This is a genomic window from Kiritimatiellia bacterium (assembly GCA_018001225.1).
In the GTDB taxonomy this organism is placed as follows: domain Bacteria; phylum Verrucomicrobiota; class Kiritimatiellia; order CAIQIC01; family JAGNIJ01; genus JAGNIJ01.
This window is the reverse complement of record JAGNIJ010000015.1, coordinates 46340-71935: the sequence shown is the minus strand read 5'-3', so window position 1 is coordinate 71935 and position 25596 is coordinate 46340. Positions and strand designations below refer to the sequence as shown.

Annotated in this window: 16 protein-coding genes; 4 read left to right on the top strand and 12 right to left on the bottom strand. The window is 68.3% G+C overall.

Annotation, left to right across the window (positions count from 1 at the left end):
* Nucleotide 1: 1 nt before the first annotated feature.
* From KA248_06970 to KA248_06925, 10 genes are all read right to left on the bottom strand, one after another.
* Entirely contained in the window at nucleotides 2–448 is a 447-nt protein-coding gene (locus KA248_06970; GenBank protein MBP7829643.1) for a hypothetical protein, read from the bottom strand.
* Nucleotides 449–467: 19 nt separating this feature from the next.
* Nucleotides 468–3233, bottom strand: a complete 2766-nt coding sequence (locus KA248_06965; GenBank protein ID MBP7829642.1) for a hypothetical protein — start codon at nucleotides 3231–3233, stop codon at nucleotides 468–470.
* Between the two features lie 83 nt (nucleotides 3234–3316).
* Nucleotides 3317–4324, bottom strand: coding sequence for a hypothetical protein (locus KA248_06960; GenBank protein ID MBP7829641.1), 1008 nt, complete (start codon nucleotides 4322–4324; stop codon nucleotides 3317–3319).
* 3 nt (nucleotides 4325–4327) lie between these two features.
* Entirely contained in the window at nucleotides 4328–5851 is a 1524-nt protein-coding gene (locus KA248_06955) for an adenylyltransferase/cytidyltransferase family protein (GenBank protein ID MBP7829640.1), read from the bottom strand.
* Nucleotides 5852–5862: 11 nt separating this feature from the next.
* Nucleotides 5863–7899 (bottom strand): glycosyltransferase family 39 protein, encoded by a 2037-nt coding sequence (locus KA248_06950; GenBank protein MBP7829639.1) that lies wholly within the window; start codon nucleotides 7897–7899, stop codon nucleotides 5863–5865.
* An 8-nt stretch (nucleotides 7900–7907) separates the two neighbouring features.
* A complete protein-coding gene (locus tag KA248_06945; GenBank protein ID MBP7829638.1) occupies nucleotides 7908–8513 on the bottom strand; it encodes an SIS domain-containing protein in 606 nt (201 codons plus the stop codon).
* A gap of 74 nt (nucleotides 8514–8587) precedes the next feature.
* Nucleotides 8588–10456: an HAD-IIIA family hydrolase gene (locus KA248_06940; GenBank protein MBP7829637.1), complete on the bottom strand. Its 1869-nt coding sequence runs from the start codon at nucleotides 10454–10456 to the stop codon at nucleotides 8588–8590.
* A complete protein-coding gene (locus KA248_06935; GenBank protein MBP7829636.1) occupies nucleotides 10453–11220 on the bottom strand; it encodes a glycosyltransferase family 2 protein in 768 nt (255 codons plus the stop codon). The genes KA248_06940 and KA248_06935 overlap by 4 nt, the downstream gene beginning before the upstream one ends.
* A complete protein-coding gene (locus tag KA248_06930) occupies nucleotides 11217–12824 on the bottom strand; it encodes a hypothetical protein (GenBank protein ID MBP7829635.1) in 1608 nt (535 codons plus the stop codon). The genes KA248_06935 and KA248_06930 overlap by 4 nt, the downstream gene beginning before the upstream one ends.
* Before the next feature lies 1 nt (nucleotide 12825).
* A complete protein-coding gene (locus KA248_06925) occupies nucleotides 12826–14007 on the bottom strand; it encodes an ArgE/DapE family deacylase (GenBank protein ID MBP7829634.1) in 1182 nt (393 codons plus the stop codon).
* Between the two features lie 221 nt (nucleotides 14008–14228).
* Between KA248_06925 and KA248_06920 the strand changes: the two genes are divergently transcribed.
* Nucleotides 14229–16160 carry a hypothetical protein gene (locus tag KA248_06920; GenBank protein MBP7829633.1) on the top strand — a complete coding sequence of 644 codons (1932 nt, stop codon included), beginning with the start codon at nucleotides 14229–14231 and terminating at the stop codon, nucleotides 16158–16160.
* 121 nt (nucleotides 16161–16281) lie between these two features.
* Here the strand turns inward: KA248_06920 and KA248_06915 are convergent, their stop codons facing one another.
* On the bottom strand, nucleotides 16282–17754 hold the full coding sequence (locus KA248_06915) for an NCS2 family permease (protein MBP7829632.1): 1473 nt from the start codon (nucleotides 17752–17754) through the stop codon (nucleotides 16282–16284).
* A gap of 340 nt (nucleotides 17755–18094) precedes the next feature.
* Between KA248_06915 and KA248_06910 the strand changes: the two genes are divergently transcribed.
* The gene (locus KA248_06910) at nucleotides 18095–19318 is read left to right on the top strand and encodes an adenosine deaminase family protein (GenBank protein MBP7829631.1); all 1224 of its coding nucleotides are present in this window, start codon (nucleotides 18095–18097) and stop codon (nucleotides 19316–19318) included.
* Nucleotides 19319–19357: 39 nt separating this feature from the next.
* Complete coding sequence (locus KA248_06905) at nucleotides 19358–22822, top strand: UvrD-helicase domain-containing protein (protein MBP7829630.1); 3465 nt, start codon at nucleotides 19358–19360, stop codon at nucleotides 22820–22822.
* Between the two features lie 215 nt (nucleotides 22823–23037).
* Here KA248_06905 and KA248_06900 read toward each other — a convergent pair whose 3' ends face one another.
* Nucleotides 23038–24057 (bottom strand): N-acetylmuramoyl-L-alanine amidase, encoded by a 1020-nt coding sequence (locus KA248_06900; GenBank protein MBP7829629.1) that lies wholly within the window; start codon nucleotides 24055–24057, stop codon nucleotides 23038–23040.
* A 140-nt stretch (nucleotides 24058–24197) separates the two neighbouring features.
* On the opposite strand from KA248_06900, the gene KA248_06895 reads away from it, so the two are divergent.
* Complete coding sequence (locus KA248_06895) at nucleotides 24198–25574, top strand: tetratricopeptide repeat protein (GenBank protein ID MBP7829628.1); 1377 nt, start codon at nucleotides 24198–24200, stop codon at nucleotides 25572–25574.
* Nucleotides 25575–25596: the final 22 nt, after the last annotated feature.

The following is a 25596-nucleotide window of genomic DNA, read 5'->3' as shown; positions in this document are numbered from 1 at the left end:
CCTATTTCGAAAACGCCCGGTCGCGGGCCGACGCCTGGGTGTCCCGGAACGGGACGTAGATCCACCGGGGTTCGGGATCATCCCGCGTCGCGGAAAGGTACCCCCCACCCTCCATCTGCCCGCCGTACAGAAAGACCTGAACGCTGCCTCCGCCCCCCTGCATCATGTTCTCCATGGCCTTCTCGGAAGAGACTTCCTTGGCGCGAGCGGCATCGTACAGGATGACCACGTCCACCTTCTCCCGGCTCCGCAGCCGTTCCCCGGCCATCCGATCCGCTTCCCGGCGGACCGCGGCTTCGTCCTGGTTGGTCGCCGCGGCACAGAAGACCATGGCGTATTGCATTTCTTTGAAGTCCCAGGCGCGGATTTCACGGAAGGGGCCCTTCTCCCCGGAACAGGAGGTCAGGAACCATGCCAACCCGAACGCCATCCACAGGTTGATTCTCATAATGCACGCTCGCCTCTTGTTACGGCGACAGGAAGTTCCCCGTAGCCGGATCGATTTCCTTGAGCAGTCCATGGTTGTAGCTGAAGCTGTGGCCGCCCACGCGGTACGAGAAGCCGTACTGGCCGCCGTAATACACCTCGACCTTCTCGCTGTAGGAATTGACGGGCACCCGGTCGCCGTTCTGGTAGTTCAGCAATATCACGTCCCACATCCGGCCGTCCCTCGTATACGCCAGGCCCGGCCCCTGGTCGGTGCCGACGCCGTTGAACTCTTTCACATACCGGTCCACGAGCTTCCATTGATCGCCCCACGCCCACCGCCCGTTGCCCCGCACCTCCAGCACGCCGTCCTGCAGCCGGACCGGCCAGACGCCGGAACCGTAGCGGAACTCGGACAGGACGGGGCCCGGCTTCTCGTCCTTCCGCAGCGGCACGGCCGTCTCCGACCTGGCCAGTGGCGCCAGGTGACGGCGTAGCAGCGCCTTGGTGGTATTGTCGAACAGCTTCACATCCACCGCGCGCGCGTCGGCCGGGAGCTTCCGCGTGTCCGGGCAGGGCAGAAGGTGGCGACCGGGACTCAAGGCAAAAACGAACTCCCGCCCCGTCTCGCGGGGCATGTCTTCCAGGCGGACAAAGACGCCATCGGCCGCGACGGCTCCGACGGCCTTGACCCCCGAGGAGAGTTCCATCGAGGCCGTGACGTTGGCCATGCCGGGCGGCACGTTGACGAACAGGTTCGTGCCGCTTCCGCCGATCGTGAGTTCGCCCGGCGCATTAACCTGGCCGGACTCCGTTGGCTCTCTGAATTCGATCGGGTTCTCATACTCCACGCCGGTCTTCACGAAGCTGTTGGGATTCGGCACGGCGGGTGTCGGGGATTTCCAGATGGTGGCCCCGTACAGGCTGCCGTTGGCAGCCTCCCAGGTGACCTTGGCGCACCGGGCGTGCACGGTCTTGAACTTGAGCGAGCCCGGTTTGTAGTCCTGCCCCTGGAGGTCGAGGGCGCCTTCGTACACCACCCGGCCCGTCCGCCGCCCGAAATCGCAACCCAGCAGCTTGAAGCGCGGCTTGCCGTTGCCGGCATACAGCAGCCAGCCGGTATTGTATCCGTCGGCCTGCTCCCCCGTTTGCAGGCTCACATCCTGGGCGCCTTCGGTATTCACGAACGAAACGGGCTCGGACCAGTCGCCTGAACCTCCCCGGTAGAAGCGGACGGCCACGCCGACCACGCCCCGGTCGCGAAGCGTTTCGGTGACAAAGTCGTTGACCTGGCCGATCGGGCCGACCGGCGGCGCGACCGTGCCCGCGCCGCTTTCTCCCGGGGGCGGCGGCTCCTCCTCCCCTTCGGCATCCCCCACGGTGATGGTACGGGCCAGCGCGTCTTCCTCCCCCGTGGCCTTGGACCTCACGACCAACCGGACGGTATGCAGCCCGCGGCTGGAAAAGGCATGGTCGATCTCCACCCCGGTCTTCTCGTCGCCGGTCACGTACCAGGTGAACGTCCAGTCATTCACATTGGACACAGCGATTTGCGTGAACCGGATCGGTTCGCCGACCGAGTACACCCGCTTGTCCGGCGAGGCCGTGAAGTCCACCGCGGGAAAACCCGCGGACGGCGGCGGATTGATCGGGGGCGGGGGGCCTTGCGGGGCCAGGGAGGCCGGGGCCGAGCGACGCGCAACCTCAACGCGGAACGAGCCCAGCAACTTGCCGTCGGCCTTCGACCGGATGCGCACTTCGCCCGTACCCTCCGCCACACCCTCCACGATGGCATGACCGGTTCCCGCGTTGGGATACAACCGGACCACCGGCGGCTCGTCCTGCTCGAATACCACGTCGTTGTACAGCGCCTGCCGCCGGAGCCCGCTGTCGTAGACTAGGTGAAGGGTCAGCGGGTAATACGCGCTGACGCCGGGCAAGGCCAGCGGGCTCGGGGAGACCTCGCAGAGCACAAGATGCGCCCGCCGCTGAAGGATTCGGTCCACCTCGGTCGCGATGGAAGCGACATACGCCAGCACCCCGGGCGCCCGCTTTTTGAACTCTTCGTGCTCTCGCAGCAGTTCCGCGTAAATCCGCGAGGACTTCTCTTCGCACGATGCCGCCAGGCGCTGGGCTTCCCGGCAAATCCGGGGCACGTCGTTCTTGTTGGCCGGAGCTTCTCGCAGGACGGCCAGCAGTTTTTCCTGGTCGGGCTTCAGTTCCGAGGCCAGTTTCGGCATTGCGGTGGATCGCAGGCGATCGGCGCCCAGCGGCCTGTACTTCGGCGTCATGTAGTCTTCGATCACCTGCAACCCGAGTTCCTGGAAAATATCCATCCCGCTCTCCGGCGGAAAAAGGATCAGCCCGATGCCCTGGGCCAGCACGTCGTAGGCCGACAGCTGGAGCAGCTTGTCGTACTTCTCCTTCAGCTTGTTGTTGACCTCGACGTAGGCGTTGCGCTGCTTGCCGACCGGCAGGATCCGTTCGTAGTCGCGCTGCACGGCCTCCGGATTGCAGGCGTTGGTCAGGACCCACACCGGGTTGGCGACGGAGACCTTCTCGCCATGGCGGCGGAGGTACTCGTCGACATATTGTTCCAGCGCCTGGAACTCCGACGTCGGGACCGGCGCGGACGGGGAAAGCCGGGCGACGGAGTGCTCCACCTGGGCCGCGATCCCCCGCACCACGCTCGCGATCTCCTGTTCGGCGCCGGCCGGTGTGGACCAGTCCGCGCCCCAAACGCCAATCGACGAGAACCACGCGAGGGAAACGACCGCATAGGACGTGCGGATGGGCAGGCTTTTCACTGGATACGACACCCCCTTCCCGGACCAAGTATAGGACCGCCCTCCGGCCCGGGGCAAGGGCGTTCTGCGACGGGGTGCCGGGGCTACGCCGGCCTGGTCCTGGCGCGCGCGGCTTCGACCTCGTTCACGGCGCTCCACAGCTCCGGGATGGTTTGGGCATGGCGGCCGCGCACGTAGAAACTCTCGCCGCCGTCGGCGACGGTGCGGACGAGCATGGTCTTCCAGGGGCGGTAGTAGTACCCCGCCGTGCCGCGCGGGGCCTCGGCGTGGAAGTCCGTCGGCAGGTCGTGCAGGTCGCAGACCAGGGTGGCGAAGTGCGCGATGGTCCGGCCCTCCGGCCGCGCCGCGTTGCGGACCATGGCCAGCGCCTTCAGGTAAATCTCCGGCGCCATGATCGCGCTGCCGAAGTTCATCACCACCCCGCCCTCGAGCCGCTCCAGCCCCTTCGTGAACCGCAGGAAGTCCGTGTAGCTCGCCGCGCCCCACGCCGCGCCGTCGCAGTTGGGATGCTCATAGACGATGTCGTACCCGATGCCGACGTGGACGGTCACCGGGACGCCGAGCCGCCAGGCGTGCGCCAGCAGGCTGATGTCCTTGTGCGGGAAGGCGCCCTCGGCGATCGCCGCGCCCACGGCCTCGCCCAGGCCCAGCCCGTTGCGGGCGGCGGCGGCCACCAGGTCGTTGATCCGGCCCGTTTCCTGCCAGAGCCCGAACTGCCCCTCGGCTATGTACCGCGCCACGCTCTCGGTCGTCTGGCCGATCAGCGCCAGCTCGAAATCATGGATCAGCCCGGCGCCGTTCAGCGCCACCTGGGTGACCAGCCGCCGCTTCATGAGGTCCACGAGGTACCGCTGCATCCCCTCGCGCAGCACGTGCGCGCCCATCATCAGCACAACGGCCGCGCCGGCATCCCGGGCCGCCAGGATGTGCGCGGCGACCGCACGGAGCGCGGGCTCGATGCACAGGACGGATTCCAGCGGCTTGATGCTGCCCAACCCGAGGTCGTGCTTCCGATCGGCCAGCGGCTTGATCTGCAGCCGGCCCCGGTCAAACAGGTCGGCGGGCGGGCGCTGGGGCGGTTCGGCGTGCATGGATCACTTGAGCATGGAGACGATGGTCTTCTGGAGCTTGAGCTTGTCGATGGCCTTCTGGTTGCCGATGATCTCGACGGCCTGCGCCCCGGCCACGTTGCCGACGAAGCCCAGCATCTCCGGCGGGACGCCCGTCGCGGCGGCCAGCGCCGTGACGGACAGGAAGGCATCCCCCGCCCCGACGCGATCGACGACCTTCATGGCGAAGGCCGGCACGATCACGAACTCGCCGTCGGCGGTCCAGATCAGCGCGCCCTTCTTCCCGCGGGTCACCACGAAGAGCCTGCTCTTCAGATGGGGTGCGAGCTTCTCGATCATCGGGCGCAACTCGCCCTCGGCATCGCGCATCTCCAGGCGCATCTCGTGCTCGGCGATGCAGCCGAAGTCCACCCGCGGGTAGCGGGTGATCGTGTTGAAGCCGCGGTTGCCCGCGTTGGCCTGCGTGTTCACCGCCAGGAACTTCGCCTTCTCGCACAGCAGGTGCCGGATGGGCTTGGCCATCATCCCGTGCCCGTAGTCCGCCACCACCACGAGGTCGCACTCCTCCAGCTTCTCCTCCAAGGCCGCCTTCACCTCGCGGACCGTCTCGTCCGGGATGTCGGACTGGTCCATGTAATAGATCTCCAGCAGCTTGGACAGCGAGTAGCCCTCGAGGAAGCGCTGCTTCACGATCGTCGGCGCGCCGGGCCGCAGGAAGAAATGCGGCGTGACGTTGGAGGCCAGGCTCGAGGTGATGAACTCCTGCCGCGTGTTCACCGTGCCCAGCACGGTGAACAGCTCCACGCGGCCCGCGAAGTTCGCCACGTGGTTGGCCACGGCCAGCACCCCGCCCGCGAAGCTGTCCTCGGACTGGTGCCGCAGGGCGAGCACGGGATCCTTGGACGACTTGCCGATGGCCTCGCAGTACACGTAGGTGTCGATGATCGTGTCGCCGATGACGAGCACCTTGAGCTTCGAGAGCCGGCCGAGCGCCTCCTGGACCTGGTCCAGCGAGTACCGCGTCTTGAAGAGGTTCAGGTACTCCTTCACCTCGACCGGGAACAGGGACATGTGGGTGTTGATGAGGTTGCTGGAACTGAACACGATGTCCTCGGTGAAGGCCAGGCGGGCGCCGACTTCGCGGACGACCTTTTCCTCGCGGCCGATCTTGCCGGTCATGTCGCTGGTGATTTCCTTGAACTCGGACCCCTTGACGTAGAGGTCGGGCCGAAGGAGCCGCAGGGTCTCCTCGGCGGTCGGCCAGCGGTTGATGGCCACGTAGTCCACGCACGAGAGCGAGGCGATGGACTCCGCGCGCAGGTCCTGCGTGAAGGCCGGGCGGTGCGGCCCCTTGTCCACGTACCGGTCGGGCGTCAGGGTCACGATCAGGAGATCCCCCATCCGCCTGGCCTGCTCGAAGTAGCGGATGTGGCCGATGTGCAGCAGGTCGAAGACGCCGTGACAGTGCACCACGACCCGGCCCTGGGCCCGGGCCTTCGCCACCACTTCCGCCAGCCTGTCCAAATCCAGTATTTTCGCTTCCGGCATGCCCGGCTCCTTTATGGTTCGGCGTCTCCCGGAATCACCTGGAAGGCGTAGACCAGCAGGGCATTCCGGCCGGACGGCCAGAACTCCATCCGCACCTCGTGATCGCCGGGCGGGAAAGAGAACGGGCCGAACTCCTGCCTCACCTGATTACCGGGTTGAAGGGTTCGCGTCAAGACCTGCCCGTCCGGGCCGGTCACCCGCAAACTGCCGGCCGCCTGGACTGCGCCCTCGAGCCGCACCCGCGCGGCCCGCGTTTCGCCGGACGGGTTGCGCACGCGCAACGCGCCGGCCGGCTCCGGGCACGCGAACAGCAGGCCCTCGCGGGTCTGGAGATAGCGCCAGCCCGGCCCGTCCGGATAGGCCAAGAACGGAGAACCGTCGGCGGCCTGCCGCGCCGACAGATCCTCCGGCCGGTTGAAGTAGCAGACAATATTCAGGTTGGCCGGGTACACGACGCCGTGAGGGCTGAACCCGTAGCGGTGCAGGGCTTCCAGGCCTTCGTTGCGGATGACTTCCCGGCGGGCGAAGTCCGTGGCGATCCACGCCCAGGGCCCTTCGGCCGGCGGCTCGGGGAATCCCGTGGCCAGCAGCGCGGCGAGGGGGAACCGCTGGAACAGGTCGCGGCCCATCGGCGCCAGGCGCTCCGCGACGCCCGGCGCGCGGATGGTCCCGGAGTGCATGGTCATGAACGCCGCCTGCCGGCCGCGGACCGGGTAGGCCCCGGGCACGTCACGCAGGTTGTAGCCGGATTCCCAGACGTACAGGCCGTTCTCCGGAAGCCGGGACTCCAGCCACTCGATCAGCTGGGGCACGGGCATCAGCTTCGTGCGGAGCGCGAAGAGTTGAGCCATCGGGCGGACGTGCCAGGCCGCGACCAGCGCGGCGACGGCGGCGGCGGGAAGGAACGCCCAGCGCGCCGGGAGCCGCAACGCGCGGCCCGCCTGCTCCGTCCACCAGGCCAGACCCCGCGCGGCCAGGATCAGCAGCGGGAAATAGACGATCGTAAGGTAGCGCGGGAACACCAGCGAGTGCGGCACGGCGAACAGCAGCAGCACCGGCGCCGCCAGCATGAACAGGTGGGCCGCGCCGCGGGCGCGGGTTGACCGGACGCTGAACAAGGCCGCCGCGCCGCCCGCCAGGGCCAGCGCGAATCCGGCCAGGCGCCCGGCGCCGAGGCCCCACCCGAAATGCGCCAACTGGTAGCGGAGAAAGGGCCACGACAGCGTGCTGATCTCCACCTCCTCCTTGAGGCCCGGCGGCTGGTAGGCTGTGATCGCGCGCCACGGCACGATCAGGAACGGCAGCGCGCACAGGAGCAGCCAGCCCGCCGGCTCGAACGCCCCGCCCCGCCACTCGGCGCTCCAAGTCCGCTTCTCCGCGCCGCGCCAGCGCCGCCACGCCGCCCGGCCCGCCCAGAGCAGGCCCTCGGCCCCCAGGAAAAACCACGCCGATAGGTGCGACAGCAGCAGGCCCGCCGCGCCGGCGACAAAGGCGAGGCGGTCCCCGAGGCGCGGCGGCTCCGCGCGCAGCCAGCCGGTCGCGCCCAGCAGGTGCAGCGCCAGGAAGAACATCAGCGGATTGTAGGCCGTTGCGTCGCGGCTCTGATAGACCTGGAAGAAAGACACGGCGCCCAGCCCCAGCGCCCACAACCCGGTGGCGCGCCCGTACAGGCGGCGCGCGACGGGATAGAGCAGCCCCACGGCCAGCCAGCCCAGCAGGGCCATGGGCAGGCGGATCAGCGCCGCGCCCGGTTCGGTGATGCCCAGAAGCCGATACAGGCCCAGGAACAGCTTCAGCCAGGCATACTGGAAAGGCATCTGCTCGTTCGTGTTGATCTCGAAGCAATTCCCCAGCGTGTACAGGATCACGTCCAGCGGGCCGCGCTCCGACCGGGAGTTCCAGAAGACGTCCAGCTCGTCGATCCACATCGGGGTGTGACCCAGCCGCGCGAACCGCAGCACGAACGCCGACAGGAGGAGCGCGGCCGCCAGGATCAGGCCGGGGGAAAACCGGGACGGGACGGCCGCAGGCTGGGTCCGGGAGCCCATCTGCGGCCTTATCGCTGGCGGCCTCTCGCCGCGGGACGCGGGGCCGGGGCGGACAGCCGTTCCTTGAGCAGGTCGGCTACCAGATGCTGCAGGATCGAATGCACCGCCTCGGACTGGCACATGTTCGGGTGCGGCACGTGGACGTTGAGATCGGCCAGCGCCCTCATCTTCCCGCCGTCAAAGCCGGTGAGCGCCACCACGATCATCCCGATGGACTTCGCGTACTCCGCCGCCCGCACGACGTTGGGGCTGTTGCCGGAGCCGCTGATGACCACGAGCAGGTCGCCCTTCTGCCCGAACTGCCGGAGCTGGAGCTCGAACACGCGGTCGAAGCCCTTGTCGTTGGCCAGCGCGGTGATGTAGGAGGTGTTGTCGGTGAGGCTCAACACGCGGAAGCGCTTCCCCTCGAGGTCGGGCATGGCGCCCATGGAGAGATCCTCGGCGAAGTGCGAGGCGTTGGCCGCGCTGCCGCCGTTGCCGATGAAGTAGACGGCGCGCCCGTCCCGGTACGCGGCCTCCAGCAGGTCGATGAACCGCTCCACGGTCCGCAAATCCACCCGCCGCGCCGCGCGGATGACAATTTCAAGGTACTGTTCCGATCGCTCGATGGCCATGATCGCACTCCGATTGCGCGGGCACTATAATCCGCGATCCGGCCGTCGGCAAGGGATAAGCCGGCCCGCGTGAATCACAAATGCGCTTCGAGGAAGGCCGGCAAGTCCGCCATGTCGCGGATCCGGAAGTCCGTCGAGGCAGGCTGGGGCTCGCCCTCCCCTCCCACCAGGACCGTCCGGCAACCCGCCCGGCGACCCGCCTCCATGTCCCGCTCGTGATCGCCGACCATCCAGGACCGCGACAGGTCGAGCCCGTGCCGGCGGGCAGCGGTCAGGATCATGCCCGGGTTCGGCTTGCGGTCGGGGTGGCTGTTGTCGTTCGCCGTGCAGACCCGGATGTCCAGCAGGTCCAGCCCCTCGGCGCGCAGCCGCCGGGCCAGCTCGTCGTGCATGGCCTGCACCGTCTCCGCGGTCATCCGGCCCAGCGCCACGCCGCGCTGGTTCGTCACGATCACCGCTTCGTAACCGCGAGCGCGGACGACGCGGAGGGCCTCGACGAATTCCGGGAGCAGGTAAAAATCCTCCACGCGCTCGACGTAGCCGGGGCCGGGCGACCGGTTCACGATGCCGTCGCGATCGAAAAAAACGCAGGGGCGTCCCGGTCCGGGCACCGGACGATCTTTCGCCTGCGCGGTCTCGCGGGAGCTCGACCCTCCAACTGAATTCAAAGGGGAGATGTCTTGGAGGGCGGAGCTCCCGCGACGCCGCCACGGCAGGCCGGCGAGCAACCAGATCACCGCCAGCCAGGAACTGGCCGCCAGCGCCTGGACCACGTGCCCCACTTCCCCGTGGCGCAGGGCGACGGCCAGCACGTAAGCGGCGGCGCAGGCCAGCAGCGGCAGGGCCGGCCGGAAACGGTGCTGGGCCAACTCGAAATGCATGGCCAGGTAGGCCAGCCCCAGCGGGCTCATCGCCCACGTCACGGTCCGCACCAGCCGGACCAGCTCCGCGTCCGGGTCGGCCACCTTGAACAGGATCCGCAGCGGCAGGGCGGGCCAGAAGGACACCGCCCCGACGGCCAGCAGGATCACCAGCGACGCGAACGCGAAGGCCCGGCCCAGCGTCCCGCGGCTCCCCGCCGCCACCTCGCCCGCCGAGGTCACTTTCGGGAACATCGCCAGGGCGATCGGGATCGAGACGAACACGACGGACCGGCCGATCGTCGCCGCCCGCGCGAACGGCTGCGCCGCCTCCGGCGTGAACAGGCCGCGGACCAGGATGAGATCGGCGTTCATGAGCACGGCGAAGCCGCCGAGGATCAGGAGCGAAAACCCGAAGTACCGGAACACGCCCGCGGGCCGGGCGCGCGCATCGCCCGGTTCCCCGCGGGAAACCGCGAGCCAGCCGAGCCCGCCGCACGCGACGCTGGCGGCCACGCCCGCCAGCTGCCCCGCCAGGCCCCAGACCGCCAGCGGCGCGACCGCGGCCACCAGCAGCCAGCCAAGCGCCAGCCGGACCACGCTCCAGCTGTGTTGCGCGGCGACCATCCACCCGAAGCGCTGCACGCCCTGCAACGCGCCGATGAAAACCGGCATGTAGAACGAGCCCGCCACGATCAGGCCGGTCAGGACCACCGGCCAGGCCGAGGCCAGCTTGAACCAGGCCGCCAGCGCGGGCCCGAACGCCAGCGCGGCCAGCACGACCGGGACCGCCGCCCAGGTCATCATCGCGAAGCTGCGCCCAAGCAGCCCGCGGATCTCCCCGGCCCGGCCCTCCCCGCTCAAGCGCGACGCGAAATGCGCCATGGCCGTGCGCACCGCGTCCATCGGCGTGGCCAGGACGAGGACGATGTTCAGCATCGTGGCCAGCACGACGAACTGCTCGGCCGACAGCGTGCGCCCCATGACGACCTGGAACAGGAGATTGGAGGCGTTGGCCAGTTGCGTCGCGGCCAGCAGGATCGTCCCGTGGCGGATCATCGTGTCCTGTCCGCCGCCGCTCATGCCTTGATCCGGATGAACCGCCCCAGCGTGCGGTCGTACAGCGCCACGACCCAGCGGAGCGGGGAGAACAGCAGCCGCAGCCGGCAGATCGCGATGAACATCTCCAGCGAGGCGCGGCCGACCTTCAGCCGCGAACCGCCGGCGTCGTGCCAGACGGTCGGCCACTCGACGATCGCGTAGCCGGCCCGCTTGAGCTGGAACAGCAAATCCACGTCGAACGCCCAGCGCGTGATCCCGAGCCGCGGCATCACTTCCCGCAGGGCGTCGCCCTTCATCAGCTTGGCCCCGCACTGCGTATCCGTGATCCGCAGGCCGAACAGAAGGCGGACCAGCCGGTTGAAAATCCGCGAGGCGATCCGGCGCTTCAAGGGCTGGCGCGGGCTGACCTGCGAGCCCGGCAGCCAGCGCGAGGCGATGATCGCCCCGGCGTCGCCGATATGGTCCACGAGATCCTGGAAGGCCTCCGGCGGCGTGGACGTGTCGGCGTCCACGAACCCGACCAGTTCCCCGCGGGCGGCGCCGAAGCCCAGCAGCAGCGCGCCGCCCTTGCCCACGGCGCGGGGCTCGACGAGGACGCGCACCTGCGGGAACCGCGCCGCCTCGTCCGCCGCGATTTGCTCCGTGCGGTCGGTCGAGCCGTTGACCACCACCACCAGCTCGAAGTCGGCGCCGTAGCGCGGGGCAAAATAATCGGCGTACACATCGAGCATCGGTCGCAGCCGGGCTTCCTCGTTGAAGGCGGGCACGACGATGGAGAGCTTCACGGGGCGTCCTCCGGCCGCCGGCGGAAGAGGCGCAGCGTCGTGTGGGCCTGGCCAAAATCGGGCACCTGGCAGAATTCCGCGTAGCGCCGCTTCACGAGCTTCCACAGTCCGGCCTGCTCTTCCGCGGTCAGCGGGGACACTTCCGGGGAGCGGATGGCCAGGCCGTAGCCGCTGAACGCCGCGAAGCTGGCCGGGGCGCCCGCGAGTTGCTCCTCCATCAGCTCGCGGTTGAGCACGCGCAGCGCGCGGGCCCGCCCGGTGGGCATGTCCGGGAAATAACTGAAGGGCCCCATCTCCATGCCCATCGGCACGGGCAGGCGGGCCTCGACGGCGAGGTAGGTGTCCTGCGTCAGCAGCACGTCGCCGATCCGGCTCTTCTTGCCGAGCCAGTTCCCGATGTCGCGGACCTTGCGGATCGAGGAATCCTGCTTGAGCCGCCACCAGATGCGGTCGCGGCCGAGCACGAACCAGTCCTGGTTGATCGGGGACGAGAAGGACGCGGCCAGCGAGCCGACGAAGACGAGCACCAGCAGCCAGGCCAGCCAGGGGTCGTCGCTCCCCGCGGCCTCCGTGCGCCGGGCCCGCACCTCGGCCAGGTAGCGGACCAGAGCCGCGGAGAGCACGGCGGCGAAGACGGGGAAGATCATCGCCTGGTAGTCGTCGTACGGGAACGGCGCGGCCAGGTGCACCAGCGTGACCAGCGCCACCGTCATCCATATCGCCGCGGGGAACCCGCCGCGCGAGGAATCCGCTTTCTCCGCGGGCGTGATCCAGCGCAGGCCGGCCAGTCCCAGCCCGAGCAACAGGGGCAGGAAGTAGGCCTGCACCGTCCGGGAGACGAACCCGGCCTTGAAGACAAGGAGCTGCAGCAGCGTGCCCGGCGCGCGGGCGGAGTGGTACTCGAAGAGGCCGAACCGGAATCCCTCCGGCGCGCTCCACAGGAACGGCCCGGCCAGCCCGGCCAGCGCGAGGACGCCGCCGATCCCGAACATCAGCCACGGCCAGGGCCCCAGCGCCCGGCGCCGGAGCAGCAGGTAGAAGCCCGCCACCGGCAGCGCGATGCCGGCGGACAGCCGTGTCCCGGCGGCCAGGGCCAGCAGCACGCCCGCGGCGAACGCGGCGGCGGCCCGGACGCGGCCCGCCGTGTAGCTCAAGGCGATCATCCCGCCGACGAGGAACAGGGAGCAGAGCGCGTAGGTCTTCACCACCGTCGTGAAATAGCTCTGGTACACGTTGCCGGCGATCAGGGCGAGGGCCAGCAGGCCGGCCGCCGCGCGCCAGCCCTTCGGCGCGGCGCGGCCCGCAAGCCAGGCCGCGCCCAGCGCGGCCAGCCCGCCGAAGACCGCCGTCAGCAGCCGCCCCCCGGCCACGCCCCACCGGTCCACCCACCGGTACGCCCACGCGTACGCGTACGGCAGCACCGGCCCCTGCGTGAAGGCGAAATCGCGGTACGGCACGTGCCCGTCGCGGACCAGGCCGGCGGCGTACAGGTACCAGCCCTCGTCCTGGTTGAGGTCGCCGAGGACCAGGTTGCAGGCGGCGAGCGCGACGTACAGGAGCAGCACGCCCAGCCCCAACCCCAGCTTCCATGAAATCCGGATCACGTCACTCCGCCTTTCGCCCCGCACCCGCCGGCGGCAACTCGCGGCACAACTCCGCCAGCGCCGCCACGCCCGCCCGCAGGCTTTCCAGCTCGATGTACTCGTCGGCCGTGTGCGCCTGGCCGATGCTGCCCGGCCCGAAGACTACCACTTCCGGGCAGCCCGTGGAAAGCGGCCCGGCGTCGCTGTACCAGCCCGTGCCGGCGTGCCGGCCCGGCGCGCCGGCCTTCCGGCAGGCGCGGTCCAGCGCGCGCACCAGCTCCGAGTCCTCGTCCGTGTGAAACGGCGGGTTGTCCTTGATGACCTTCACCTCGCCGCCCAGCAGCAGCCCCTCCCGAACCAGCCCGTCCAACTCGGCCTGGACGCCGGCCAGGATGTCGGCGCTCTTTTCCTCCGGCAACGTCCGGCGATCCAGGCGCGCGACGCAGTGCTCCGGCACCACGTTCACCGCGATCCCTCCGCGGATCTGCCCGACGGACAGCGTGGGCGGACCGAGCCGCTCGTGGGTCAGCCGCGCCCGGTCCAACTCATGACGCTGTTGGATTCTCTCCAGCAGGCGCGCCATGCCGAGGATCGCGTTCACGCCCCGCTCGGGATTCGAGCCGTGGGCGGAAAGGCCTCTCACTTCGACGTCGAACCACAGGGCGCCCTTGTGCGCATGGACGATGGCGAGTTCCGTCGGTTCGAGGACGATCGCGCGATCCGCGCGCAGGCCCTGCTGCGCCAGCCGGATCGCCCCCGCGTTGCCGGTCTCCTCGCCCATCACGGCGGCGTACAGGACGCGGTAACCCTTGCCGGCCAGCGCGTCGAGGTTCGCCGGGGTCAGGGCGGCCAGGCCCGCGGCCATGGGCCCCTTGCAATCGCAGGCGCCGCGGCCGTGCACGCGGCCATTCTCGACCCGGGCCCGGAACGGGTCGGCCATGCCCTCCACGCCCACCGTGTCCATGTGCGCCTCGAACAGGAGCGTGGCGGAGGCGTCCTCCGGCCCGAACGAGGCCAGCAGGTTGGGCCGCCCGGTGTCCCGGTCCTGCCAGGACACCGCGAAGCCCTGCTCCTCCAGGTAGCCGGCGAGAAAGCACGCCAGGCGCTCCTCGCCGGCGACCCGCGCGTCCGCCGTGTGCTCGGGATTCACGCTGGGAATCGCGATCAGTTGTTTGAGCAGTTCGACCGTATCCGCCGCCGCCATGTTCACGCTCCGGTTCCGTTCCGTGCCGCGCCACCATAACGGATTGGAGTGCCGCGCACAATCGCGCAGATGGCGCAGTTCCTTTCAACTCGACTGCCGGAAGATCCCACCTGCGCCATCTACGCTTGAGGTGCCAGGGTCTTTGTGGCATTCATTCTTACGGCGGAGTGAGCACAGAGGACTTCCTCTTTACCACAAGCCGGATACCAAGGACTTCGGCCATGAGACGAGATAAAGAATGCAGGGTCCTGTTGATGGGGATCATCCTCTTGACGCATCTCGCGGCGGCCAAAGGGCCGGAACGTTCCGGCGAAACAGCCCCGCTCCTCATTTCGCTACCGGCTTATGTCCACGGGCCCTTTTCGTTATGCGAAATGCCTCCAATCGTGGTGGAACGCCTGGACAAACAAGCGGTCATAGCGGGGGCCTCGCCGCATGTTGATTTCGGAATACAAATAGCCCGTTCGCGGGGGCAGGACTATTCCGCGCGACTTCCCTTGGTGTGCCTGGCAAACAGGCGTCGGACAAGCCCCGATCTGGGCTTGGCATGGCTTCACATCCTAAGCAACCTGCAAGGAACAGGCACTGTTTCCTTCACCCTCTACGATGTCAACAACGAGCGCCGCTTGTCCAACACGCTGTCCATTCCAGCGAGCGCCCAAGAGGTCCCTGTGATCGTCGATACCAACGTGTTCATGCATTTCCCGGACTTCCACACGTACTTGGGCAGCGACGTCGAGCGCCGTTGTTTCGAACGAGTGGGCCTGGGGCGTCTCTGGGAGGAAACGCCAAAGAACCGGGGCGTTTACTATGCCGCAACCGCCGAGGGGTGGACCCCCGTGTCTCTTCCTGACGCGCGCGCAGGAGAACTGGTGCTCGTGCCAGAATCCCCCGCGTTGAAGGAACTGAATCCGCTCGCCTTGACGCAGTACTGCGAAGACCCGGCCTATAATGCCGCCGCGCAACCTTTCGTTTCATATGGTCGCATCCGCGTGGACTTCGACGAAGAGCGCCGGCTCGCTTCGGTGCGCCTGCTGGCCTGCCTACCTGATGAGTTCAGCCGTCATCACGGTACCGCGCCATGTGACAAGGATTCCATTGCCCGGCGCGAAGCGGAGATGAACGAATTTGTTGAAAACGGTACGATGCTCAAGGCGTTCCTCGCCGCTAGCGGATCCTTCCATCCGGACCCGGGGACAACCTTCGACATAACCCCCGACGGCACGCGACTTTTCGCTTGGCCGACGCGAGGCCTCAATGCCAACCAGTCGTATGCATTGCCCGGGGGAGAGGAAACAGATGCCCTATGGCCGCTTCGTAAGGACCGCTTTGTCATAGCTCCCCGCCTTTCACCCAACGGGGAGTTTCTCGCCTATTTCACCCGGAGGGATGACTCTTGCGGGGCAGAAATCGCTCGCTTGGACACCGGCGCTATGGAGCACAAGTTCGCAAGCTGCGACCGACTCGACGAAGAGCTGGCGCTTCATTGGAGTCCTGACGGGATGCGGGTCGTTACAATCATGGGGGACACGCTCACACTTTGGTCGACGGTTTCCGGCGAGCGCGAATTCGATATTTCTCTGCACGCGCGCGACCCCTACGCTTCCGTCAAGACACCCATAGCCTTCAGCGCGGACGGAAAATGGCTGGCCTTTGGCGACCGCCGCAATCCCGCCGTGAAGGACCCAAAGGCCGGATGTAGGATCGGATTATGGTCCATCGAGGAGGGAAAGCATGCGCGGGAATGGACGCTCGATAGCTACACGATAGCCTGTGTCGCCCTCTCGGACGACGGACAACGGTTGGCCGCCGGCGGCAGCAATGGCCGAGTGAAAGTATGGGTGACAAGCTCCGGCGACGAACTGCTCTCCCTCCAACGTCCGGCGGAGTTGGCCATAGAAGGACTGCTTTTTGATCGTCAAGGCCAGGACATCCTGTTTCTCGATGCGGGCGGAACATTGGCATGGACCGGACTGGCGGCTCCCAGCGAGACCAAGGAACTTTCGCTGAAGACCAGTACCCGGGGCGGTCTTCTGACGACGGATCCGAATCGCCGGTTCGCCATCATCAGGCTCGATAACCTAGGGGTCTGGATAGGCCCTTTATCGAAGCTGATGGAATTGATGGATACGCAACCCGTTCGACGGCTATAGGCGAGAGGAACACTGGCTGCATGGTCAACAGGCTGGAACTTGAAATGCCCACCGAGCGGGGCGGGCGGGGCGCGCCTTCTCTCGCGCGCCAGGGGTCAATTTGTTTTTCGCCTCCCCGCCGCTACAGCCGGGCCCGGACGAAAACGAAGTAGAGGGCGAGGACGACCGCGAGCGCGTACATCAGCCAGCGCACGTCCCGGCCGCGGCCGGCCAGGAATTTCACCACCGGGTAGCTGATGAACCCGAGGGCGAGGCCGTCGGCGATGGAGTAGCTCAACGGGATGCCCAGCAGCGTCAGGAACGCCGGGATGGCCTCGCTGTAGTCGGCCCAGTCGATCTTGCGGACGTTCTGCATCATCATCGCGCCGACGACGACCAGCGCGGGCGCAGTGATGGGCGGGTAGCTGCCGACCAGCGCGATCAGCGGGCTGAAGAAGAGGGCCAGCAGGAACAGCAGGGCCGTGGTCAGGCTGGTCAGCCCGGTGCGGCCGCCCTGTTCCACGCCGGCGGCGCTCTCGATGAAACTCGTGACCGTGCTCGTGCCCAGGCACGCGCCGATCACCGTGCCCGCCGCGTCGGAGAGCAGGGCGCGGTTCGCGCGCGGGAGCTTGTTGTCCACCATGAAATTCGCCTGCTCGCACACGCCGACCAGCGTGCCGATCGTGTCGAAGACGTCCATGAACAGGAAGATGAGAATGAACGGCCACATGGCGAGCGAAACCGCCCCGGCCAGGTCCATCTTGAACGCCGCGGGCGCGGGAGAGGGCGGCCTCGAGACCAACCACTGCCAGGCCGGCACGCCGCTGTCCGGCAGGCGCAGCAGCGTGGCGAGCCGGGAGGTCTGCACCTCCGGCAGGGCCCAGAGCCCGGGGGCCAGGCGCGGCAGCAGGAGCCGCGCCGCCACCGAGACCGCCGCCGCGCCAAGGAGGCCCCACAGGATCGAGCCGCGCACCCGGCGCGTGTGGAGGACGGCCGTCAGGACCAACCCGAAGAAGAAGACCAGGATGTCCGGCGAGGCGAAACGCGTGTTCAGCCTCACCAGCGTCGCGGGCGCGAGGACCGGCGGGTCGCCGGGAATAATGGACGCCGCGGTGACGATGAGGCCGGTGTTCTGCAGGCCGATGAACGCGATGAACAGCCCGATGCCGACCGCGATGCCGTTCTTCATGCTCGGGCTGATGGCGTCCACCAGCGACTCGCGGAAGCCGACCAGCGAAAGCCCCACGAACAGGATACCCGAGATCAGCACGACGCCCAAACCGACCTGCCAGGGGCGGGCGAAGCCGGCCGCCGCGGCCGCGGGCAGGACGGAGAAGACAAAGAAGAAATTCTCGCCCATGCCGGGCGCCTGGGCGATCGGGTAGCGGGCATACAGGGCCATGATCGCAGTGGCCAGCGCCGCGGCGATGCAGGTGGCGAAGGTGACCGCGCCGAAATCCAGGCCCGTGCTGAACCCGAACATCGCGCCGGAGAGGACCGCCGGCTGCACGAAGATGATGTAGGCCATGGTCAGGAACGTCGTGAGCCCGGCGACCACCTCGGTCCGGACCGTCGTCCTGTTCTCTGAAAGCCGGAAAAAGCGGGCTATCATCATGTTCTCCCGGGACGCCGAATCCGTACTCTGTCGGCAGACCGGCGGACTGTCAAGCCGCGGCGCGACAGGGCCAGCCATTCTTATTTTGGCGCTTTTCGGCGCCCGAATCACAGCGGGTTCGTAGCCCCGCTGCACTTTCAACAGACCTCCCCGGTACAGCAGGCGCTATGAGCCTGCTGTTCTGCCCAGAAGGAGAACAGCTGCGTCAGGCCCCCTTTCGCCGCGCGTACCGCGCGAAAGTCTTTCCGGTTGAGCGCCCGGTGCGGCTGGAGTATGTTGCTGGTCATATGAAAACCGTTAACGGCCGCGCCCGGCGCGGGCCGGGGAGACGCCCATGAGCATGCACATCAGCGAGGAGTTCATCCGCCGCATCCCGAAGACCGACCTGCACCTGCACCTGGACGGGTCGCTGCGCATCCCGACGCTGATCGAGTTGGCGAAGAGGAACGGCGTGAAGCTGCCCTCCTACGAGGAGGCCGGGCTCAAGGAGCTGGTGTTCAAGGAAAACTACGCGGACCTGCCCGAGTACCTCCAGGGCTTCGCGTACACCGTGGCCGTCCTGCAGAACGCCGAGAACCTCGAACGCGTGGCCTGCGAGCTGGCCGAGGACAACCTGGCCGAGGGCGTGCGCTACATCGAGGTCCGCTATGCCCCGCAGCTTCACTGCCGGCCCGGGTTCACCCTCCCGCAAATTGTCCGGGCCGTGTGCGCCGGGCTCGACCGCGCGAAGAAGGCGCATAACAGCCGGCCCGAGGTGCAACGCGGGGAGGACCTCCCGTTCGAGTACGGCCTGATCGCCTGCGCGATGCGGTCGTTCAACGAGCACATGTCGCCCTACTACGCGCAACTCCTCAACGTCATGTCCTACGCGCCGCGCAAGGAAGTCTTCGCCACGGCGTCGCTCGAACTGGTCCGGGCGGCGGTCGATCTCGCCCACCACGAGGGCCTTCCCGTGGTCGGGTTCGACCTGGCCGGCGAGGAGGCAGGGTACCCGGCGGTCGCCCACCGGCAGGCCTACCAGTTCGCGCACAGCCACTTTCTCAAGAAGACCGTGCACGCGGGCGAGGCCTACGGCCCGGAGTCCATCTTCCAGGCCATCACGGAATGCCACGCCAACCGCATCGGGCACGGCACGTTCCTGTTCGCCGCGGACATGATCCGCGACCCCGACATCGAGGACGCCGAGGCGTACGTGCGCCACCTGGCGGACTACATCGCGAGCCAGCGCATCACGCTGGAGGTCTGCCTCACGAGCAACCTCCAGACCACGCCGTCCATCGAGGCCGTGGGCGAGCACCCGCTGCGCAAGATGATCGAGCACGGCCTGTCGGTCTGCCTCAACACGGACAACCGCCTCGTCTCGAACACGACGATGACCCGCGAACTCAAACTCGCCGCGGACCACATCCCCATGACGCGCCACCAGTTCCGCAACCTGGTGATCGCGGGGTTCAAGGGCAGCTTCTTCCCCGGCAGCTACAGCGCCAAGCGGGCCTATGTCCGCCAGGTCATCCGCCGCTACGAGGCGCTGGAGAAGGAATTCCTCGGGGCGCCCGGCGCCTGACCCGGTCGGCGCGGGCCGGCCGCGGCGCCGCGCTCCACCATGAACATCCTGTTTCGAGCCTCCGCCGGCACGGGAAAAACATGGCAGGTCTCCAGCCTCTACACGGCGCTCGTCCTGGGCCAGCCGTGCGAGGCCATGAAGGCCCCCGACCGGCCGGCGCGGCGCGCCGGCCGGCCCGAGCCCATCCCCCCGGACCGGATTGTCCTGATGACCTTCACCGACAACGCCGCCGCGGAGCTGCGCCTCCGCGTGACGGCCCGCGTGCTCGACGCACGGCAGAAGGCGGCCGAACAGAACCGGCCGGCCGAGGCCGAACTCGCCGCCCGCGTCCTGCGCTCGCTGCCCGGTGCGCCCATCTGCACCATCCACTCCTTCTGCGCCGACCGCCTCCGCGAACGCGCACTCCAGGCCGGGCTCTCGCCCGCCTTCGGCATCCTGGACGAGGAATCCGCCGGAGCCCTGCTGGACGAGGCCGCCCGCGAGGCGCTGCTCGAGCGGCTCAACCGGTCGTCCGCTCACCATGACGCGGACTTCGCGGCCTTCTGCCGCGGCATGCGCGTCCTCGGCGCCGTAAGCGGTACAGCCGTGCTCGCCGCGGCCCAGGCGCTCCTGCACCAGGCCGCCGGCAAAGGGCTCGATCTCGCCGCCGCAGAATCCTGGCTGCCCCCGCCCCACCAGGCCGTCACGCCGGGCGATTTTGCGAGCATCTGTGAGGGCCTGCGCAAGGCCCGGGCGGAGCGGGGCAGCCTGCCGCCCGTCGCCGAGCAGTTTTTCCAATCATTGGAAAGAAATCTGAAGATTTTTCCAATCATTGGAAAAAATCCGGAAAATTTTTCCAATGATTGGAAAGAGGAGGCTCTCGAGGATTTCGCCGCCGCCCTGGGCCGGGATCATCCCAGGATGTTTACCGGCAAGGGCCTGGAAGACCTCGCCGCCCGGCTTAAGGCGGCCCTGACCTCCGTGCGGAACACGGCGGCATACAAGCGGCATGCCGGGGCGATCCGGGCCTTCGCCCGCTATGCCGCGGCCGTGGCGGCGTCCTACGCCGCGCGCAAGCGCGCCCTGCGGGGCGTGGATTTCGACGACCTGCTCATCCAGGCGCGGGATCTGCTGGCGGCGGACCGCGCCGCCGCCCGGCGCTACGACTATATCCTTGTCGACGAGGCGCAGGACACGTCGCGCATCCAGTGCGAAATCCTGCGCCGCCTCTGGGACCCTGCGCTCAACCACCTGGTCCTGTGCGGCGACACCAAACAGTCCATCTATACCTGGCGCCACGCCGACCCGCGGATCATGCCGGACCTGGAGGCCGCGCAGCGCGCGACGAAGTCGTTCCGCTCCATCGCCCTGCGCACGAGCTTCCGCAGCAAGGACGTGATTCTCGACGCGATCAACCCGCTGTTCGCCGGCGTCTACGGAGAGGCCTACACGGAGGAGGACCGGCTGGCCCCGGCGCCGGAGCGCGGCGCCGGAACCCGGGCCCTCGGCGAAGGGCCCGGCTTCGAGCTCATCGAGCCGGCCGGGGAGGCGGAAGGATCGGACCGCGAGGCGCGCGCGCGCGCCGAGATGAACGCCGTCGCGGAGCGTCTGCGCCTGCTCGTGGACGGGCCGGACGCCTGGCGGCCGAAGTTCCGCTTCCAGGAAGGTCCGGACCGCTTCGAGCCGGTCAGCGGAGGGAACCGTTTCCGCTACGCCGACATCCTGGTCCTCCTGCGCAGCACCACGCGCCAGCCGCTGCTCGAGCAGGCGCTGCACCGCCACGGCATCCCCTACCGCGTCGGCGGGCGCGGCCGCGGTCTTTTCGCCCGGCAGGAAGCGACGGACCTCCTGCTGCTGCTCAAGGTCCTGATCCATCCGTGCGACACGCTGGCGCTGCTGGGATTCCTGCGCTCGCCCTGGGCGGCGCTGTCCGACGAAACCCTGCTGCAACTGGGCTGGACGCCGAAGGGTTTCGACGAACCCGCTTTCCGCGCGCGGGTTCTCGACGGCCGCAACGCGGCGGACCTGCCGGAGTTGCCCGGGGGCGCGGAAGAACTCGGGCGCCTGGCGGCTGCGCGCGAGCTGATCCGGAAATACGCCGGGCAGGCGGACCGGCGTCCCCTGGCGGCCATCGCCCGCGACGCGATCCGGGAGACCGGCTTCGACGCCGTTCTCGCGGCCACCTTCCGCGGCGAGCAGCGCCTGGCCAACCTCGACAAGCTGCTGGCCTGGCTCGAGCAGGCCGGGCGAACCCGGCTGGCGTCGGAAACCGCCGCCGAGATGGAGCGCCTCGTCGGCGAACCGCCCGATCAGGCCGAGGCCGCCCTGCTCGACCCGGACCAGAACGTCGTCACGCTGATGACGATTCACGGGGCCAAGGGGCTGACCGCCGGCGTGGTCGTGGTGCCCGAACTGGGCTCGCCGCCCCGGGGCGGAACCTCGTGGGCGCTGCTGGCGGACGGGCCCGACGAGCGCACGGGCGCGCTGCACATCAGGAGCGAGATCGTGGACGGCTCCGAAATCCGCACGCCCGGTTACGACGCGGCGTGCAAGCGGGTCAAGACGGTCCGCGACGAGGAGGCCAAGAATCTTTTCTACGTGGCCCTGACGCGCGCGCGCGACCTGGTGATCCTCACCGGCGCCCCCAGCTCCAAAGGCCGCTCCAAGTGGCTGGCCGACCTGCACGTCTACCTGGGCGAGGCGCCGGACCTGTTGCTCCGGCGCACGTATCCGGAGGTCAGCCGGGCCCTCCGCGAAGCGGGCCTCGCGGCCCGGACGGCCGGCCGCGCGCGGCCGTGGCCGAAGAACCTGCCGGCCCCGGCGGGGCTGTTTGGCTCCGTGGAGGCCGCCTGCACACCCCGCGCCGGGCCCCTTCCGGTGCTAAGGTACCCGGCGACCCTTCTCTCGGCCTACCGGCACGACCCGGCCGCCTTCCGCCCGGCGCCGGCGGCGGAGCGCGAGGACGACGACGATGCCGCGGCGTTCGGCACGGCGGGGCACGAGGCCCTCGAGCAAGCCGCCCTTTCCGGCTGGCCGGCCGGCGCAAAGAACCTGTTCGACGGGCCCGCCGCCGCGGCGCTGGGCGATACCGCGAAGCAGGATCTTCGGCAGCGCACCGAGCGTGCCGCGCGCCATCTGGCCGGCGAGGCCCGGGGCTGGGACCTGGCCGCCGAATGGCCGTTTGCCATCCGGTTGGAGCACGGCGGCGTCACGCTCATCGTGGACGGCACGGCGGACCTCGTGCTGGCGCGAGGCGCCCGGCGCCGGGTGGTGGACTACAAGTTCAGCGACGAGCCGCCCGCCGCGCTAGCGGCCCGGTACGGGCTTCAATTGAACCTGTATCGCCTCGCGGTCGCGCGGCGCGACGGGCTCCCGGCGGAGGCGGTCGAAGCCTCCGTGCTGGCGCTGCGGCGCGACGGGCTGGAGGTCGTGGACATCCCGTACGAGGCCGGCGCCGCGGCGCAAGCGGTCGAAACCGCGCAGGCATTATACGCGCAGGAGCAAGGGTCCGCGATCGACGCCTGAACTGAAACTCGTACTCCAGGCCATACTTTGCAAAGTATGACCTAGGGGTTGGAGTCATTTGATGATGCCATTTAATAAATACTACATGCTGATCCCCAATATATAGCGAAAGCATGGCGCTTGTTACCGCTAGGCCATACTTTGCAAAGTATGGCCTAGCGTGGGATCCTGGAGACTCTGCGGCTTGAAACGCGGATTCCCCGGCGACGCGCCCTTCAGGGCACGACCTGGGCCGCGCGGACGGCGCTGGAGTAGTCGAGGATACCCTTGGCGATGGCCAGGGCCAGCGCCTCGCGGTGCGCGGTGGTCAGCAGGAGGGATTCCTCGCCGCTGTTGGACAGGAATCCGCACTCGAGGAGCACCGCCGGTTTCGTGCAGTTCTTCAACACCACGAACCGCGCCCGCCGCAGGCCCCGGTCAGGCGCGCGGGTCTTGTCGATCAGCGCCTTGTGAAGGTAGTAGCCGAGAATCATGTTCACCGAATCGTTCCGGTTGCCGGGAAAGACCAGGCGCGGGACGGCGGAGCCCGCGGTGGCCGCGGTCGGGGGATAGCCCGGGGCCGCCAGGACGTAGGTCTCAATGCCCTTGGCGGAGGACGCGGTCGCCGCATTGAGATGGATGCTGACGAAGAGATCGGCACCCCACGCGGCCGCGCGGGCAGCGCGATCCTCGAGTTCCAGGAAGCGATCCGTGTCGCGGGTCAGGTACACCTTCAGCCCCGCGTTGGCGAGGTGGGTGCGCGCGCGCTTGGCGATGTCCAGGACCATGCTCTTTTCTTCCGCGCCGCGCCGGCCGCGGGCGCCCGCGTCCTTGCCCCCGTGCCCGGGATCGAGGACGACCACCCGGGCGCGCTGCGCGCGGAGCAGCGCGTTTTTGCGGAGGAGCGGCTCGATCACCTTCTTCGCGTCCGCCTCCGTGATGGCCCAGCGCTTCTGGACCGTCACGACGGGGGCGTGCAGCCAGATATGGAGCCCGTTGAACCAGGCCTCGCGGCTGTCGGTCTGGAAGCGGATCCGGGTCCACTGGCTGCCGAGTTCGATCATCCGGCCGCTCGGGCCGTGGAGGGAGAAGCCCCAGGCGGCGGCAAAGTCGCGAAGGGTGACGTAGCGCTCGCGGCCCACGGTGATCACCCGCAGCGCGGCGGGCTCGGCGCGGACCGACGGCGCCGCGGCCAGCCCGGCGAGAGCCAGCCCGGCGGCGAGCGCGCACCGGCCGCTGATGCACCGCATGTTCATGGCGTTGCGCGGATACTAGGGATCGGCGCGGAGCGGCGCCAGCCTGTTTTTCGCGGACCGGGCGATCTTTTTTGGTTCGACTTTCGGCGCGGCGCGAGTAGGCTGGACTGCGGCTTGTTCAGAAGAAGGAGCGACCCGCTATGGCAGAAATCTTGCTCGACGCCGCACCCCGCAAGGCCCGCGAACTGTACGAAAAGGCCATGGCCGCCATGGAGCGCGGCAACCTGGACTACGCGATGGACATGTTCACCTCCGCGCTCGAGATCGAGCCGCGGCTGCTCCGGGCGCGGAAGTTCCTGCGCGCGGCGGCCGTGAAGAAGTTCAAGGACGCGAAGGGCGGCGCGGTGACCCACGCGATCAGTTCGCTGACGGGGCTGCCGCAGTTGCTCGCGGTGAAGGCGCAGCTGGCCAAGAAGCCCGCCGAGGCGCTGAAGAGCGCGGAAAAGCTCATCCGCAAGGATCCGCTGAACCTGACGTTCGTCAACCTCCTCGCCCAGGCGGCCACCGCCGCCGAGATGCCGGAAGTCGCGATCCAAACGCTGGAGATCGCGCGGGACCACTACCCGAAAAACACGGACCTTCTGAAGGAGTTGGGCCGGCTCTACATCGAAACCAACCAGACCCACGAGGCGCGCATCACCTACGAGACGCTCAACGAGCTGCGGCCGAACGACCCGCTGATCGTCAAGGCGCTGAAGGATACCGCCGCATTGGACACGATGAAGAAGGGCGGCTGGTCCGAAGCGAGCTCGTACCGCGACGTGATGAAGGACGCCAAGGAGGCGGTGATCCTCGAGCAGGAATCCAAGGCCGTGAAGTCCGAGAAGGACATCAGCGCGCTGATCGTGGAGATGCAGGCCAAGGTCGAGCGCGAACCGGAGAACGTGAATTACAAGCGCCACCTGGCCGACCTGCTGGCCCGCGCCGACCGGTACGAGGAGGCCCTGGCCATCCTGACCGAGGCCCACGAGGCCTCCGGGAAGACCGACCCCCAGATCGACCGGGCCTTGAGCGCGCTGCAGTTGCGCTACTTCGACTTCCAGATCGAGGGCCTGCAGAAGGCCGGCGACGCGGCGGGCGCCGAGCAGAAGGCGAAGCAGCGGGACACGTTCGTGCTCGACGACGCGGTCGACCGCGTCAAGCGCTACCCGAACGACCTGCAGTACCGTTACGACCTGGGCGTGATCCTGTTCGAGCGCGACCGGCTGAACGAGGCCATCCAGGAGTTCCAGCTCGCGCAGCGCAACCCGCAGCGGCGCATCCGCTCGCTCTACTACCTGGCCATGTGCTTCAAGCAGAAGAGCCAGCTCGACATCGCCATGGAGCAACTCCAGAAGGCCGCCTCGGAATTGAGCCTCATGGACGACACCAAGAAGGACATCCTGTACGAGATGGGCACCGTGGCCGAGCAGATGGGCCGCCGCGAAGAGGCGGCCAAGCACTACAAGGAAATTTATTCGGTCGACATCGGGTACCGCGACGTGGCCGCGAAGATCGAGAAGGCCTACGCCAAGTGAGTTCGCCGCGCCCGCGCCCGGG

What these genes read in the sequence shown, in the direction of transcription:
- KA248_06900 (MBP7829629.1), bottom strand. Translation starts at nt 24,057, where the DNA reads ATGAACATGCGGTGCATCAGCGGCCGGTGCGCGCTCGCCGCCGGGCTG.
- KA248_06895 (MBP7829628.1), top strand. Translation starts at nt 24,198, where the DNA reads ATGGCAGAAATCTTGCTCGACGCCGCACCCCGCAAGGCCCGCGAACTG.
- KA248_06905 (MBP7829630.1), top strand. Translation starts at nt 19,358, where the DNA reads ATGAACATCCTGTTTCGAGCCTCCGCCGGCACGGGAAAAACATGGCAG.
- KA248_06910 (MBP7829631.1), top strand. Translation starts at nt 18,095, where the DNA reads ATGCACATCAGCGAGGAGTTCATCCGCCGCATCCCGAAGACCGACCTG.
- KA248_06970 (MBP7829643.1), bottom strand. Translation starts at nt 448, where the DNA reads ATGAGAATCAACCTGTGGATGGCGTTCGGGTTGGCATGGTTCCTGACC.
- KA248_06955 (MBP7829640.1), bottom strand. Translation starts at nt 5,851, where the DNA reads ATGCCGGAAGCGAAAATACTGGATTTGGACAGGCTGGCGGAAGTGGTG.
- KA248_06950 (MBP7829639.1), bottom strand. Translation starts at nt 7,899, where the DNA reads ATGGGCTCCCGGACCCAGCCTGCGGCCGTCCCGTCCCGGTTTTCCCCC.
- KA248_06945 (MBP7829638.1), bottom strand. Translation starts at nt 8,513, where the DNA reads ATGGCCATCGAGCGATCGGAACAGTACCTTGAAATTGTCATCCGCGCG.
- KA248_06940 (MBP7829637.1), bottom strand. Translation starts at nt 10,456, where the DNA reads ATGAGCGGCGGCGGACAGGACACGATGATCCGCCACGGGACGATCCTG.
- KA248_06960 (MBP7829641.1), bottom strand. Translation starts at nt 4,324, where the DNA reads ATGCACGCCGAACCGCCCCAGCGCCCGCCCGCCGACCTGTTTGACCGG.
- KA248_06915 (MBP7829632.1), bottom strand. Translation starts at nt 17,754, where the DNA reads ATGATGATAGCCCGCTTTTTCCGGCTTTCAGAGAACAGGACGACGGTC.
- KA248_06925 (MBP7829634.1), bottom strand. Translation starts at nt 14,007, where the DNA reads ATGGCGGCGGCGGATACGGTCGAACTGCTCAAACAACTGATCGCGATT.
- KA248_06920 (MBP7829633.1), top strand. Translation starts at nt 14,229, where the DNA reads ATGAGACGAGATAAAGAATGCAGGGTCCTGTTGATGGGGATCATCCTC.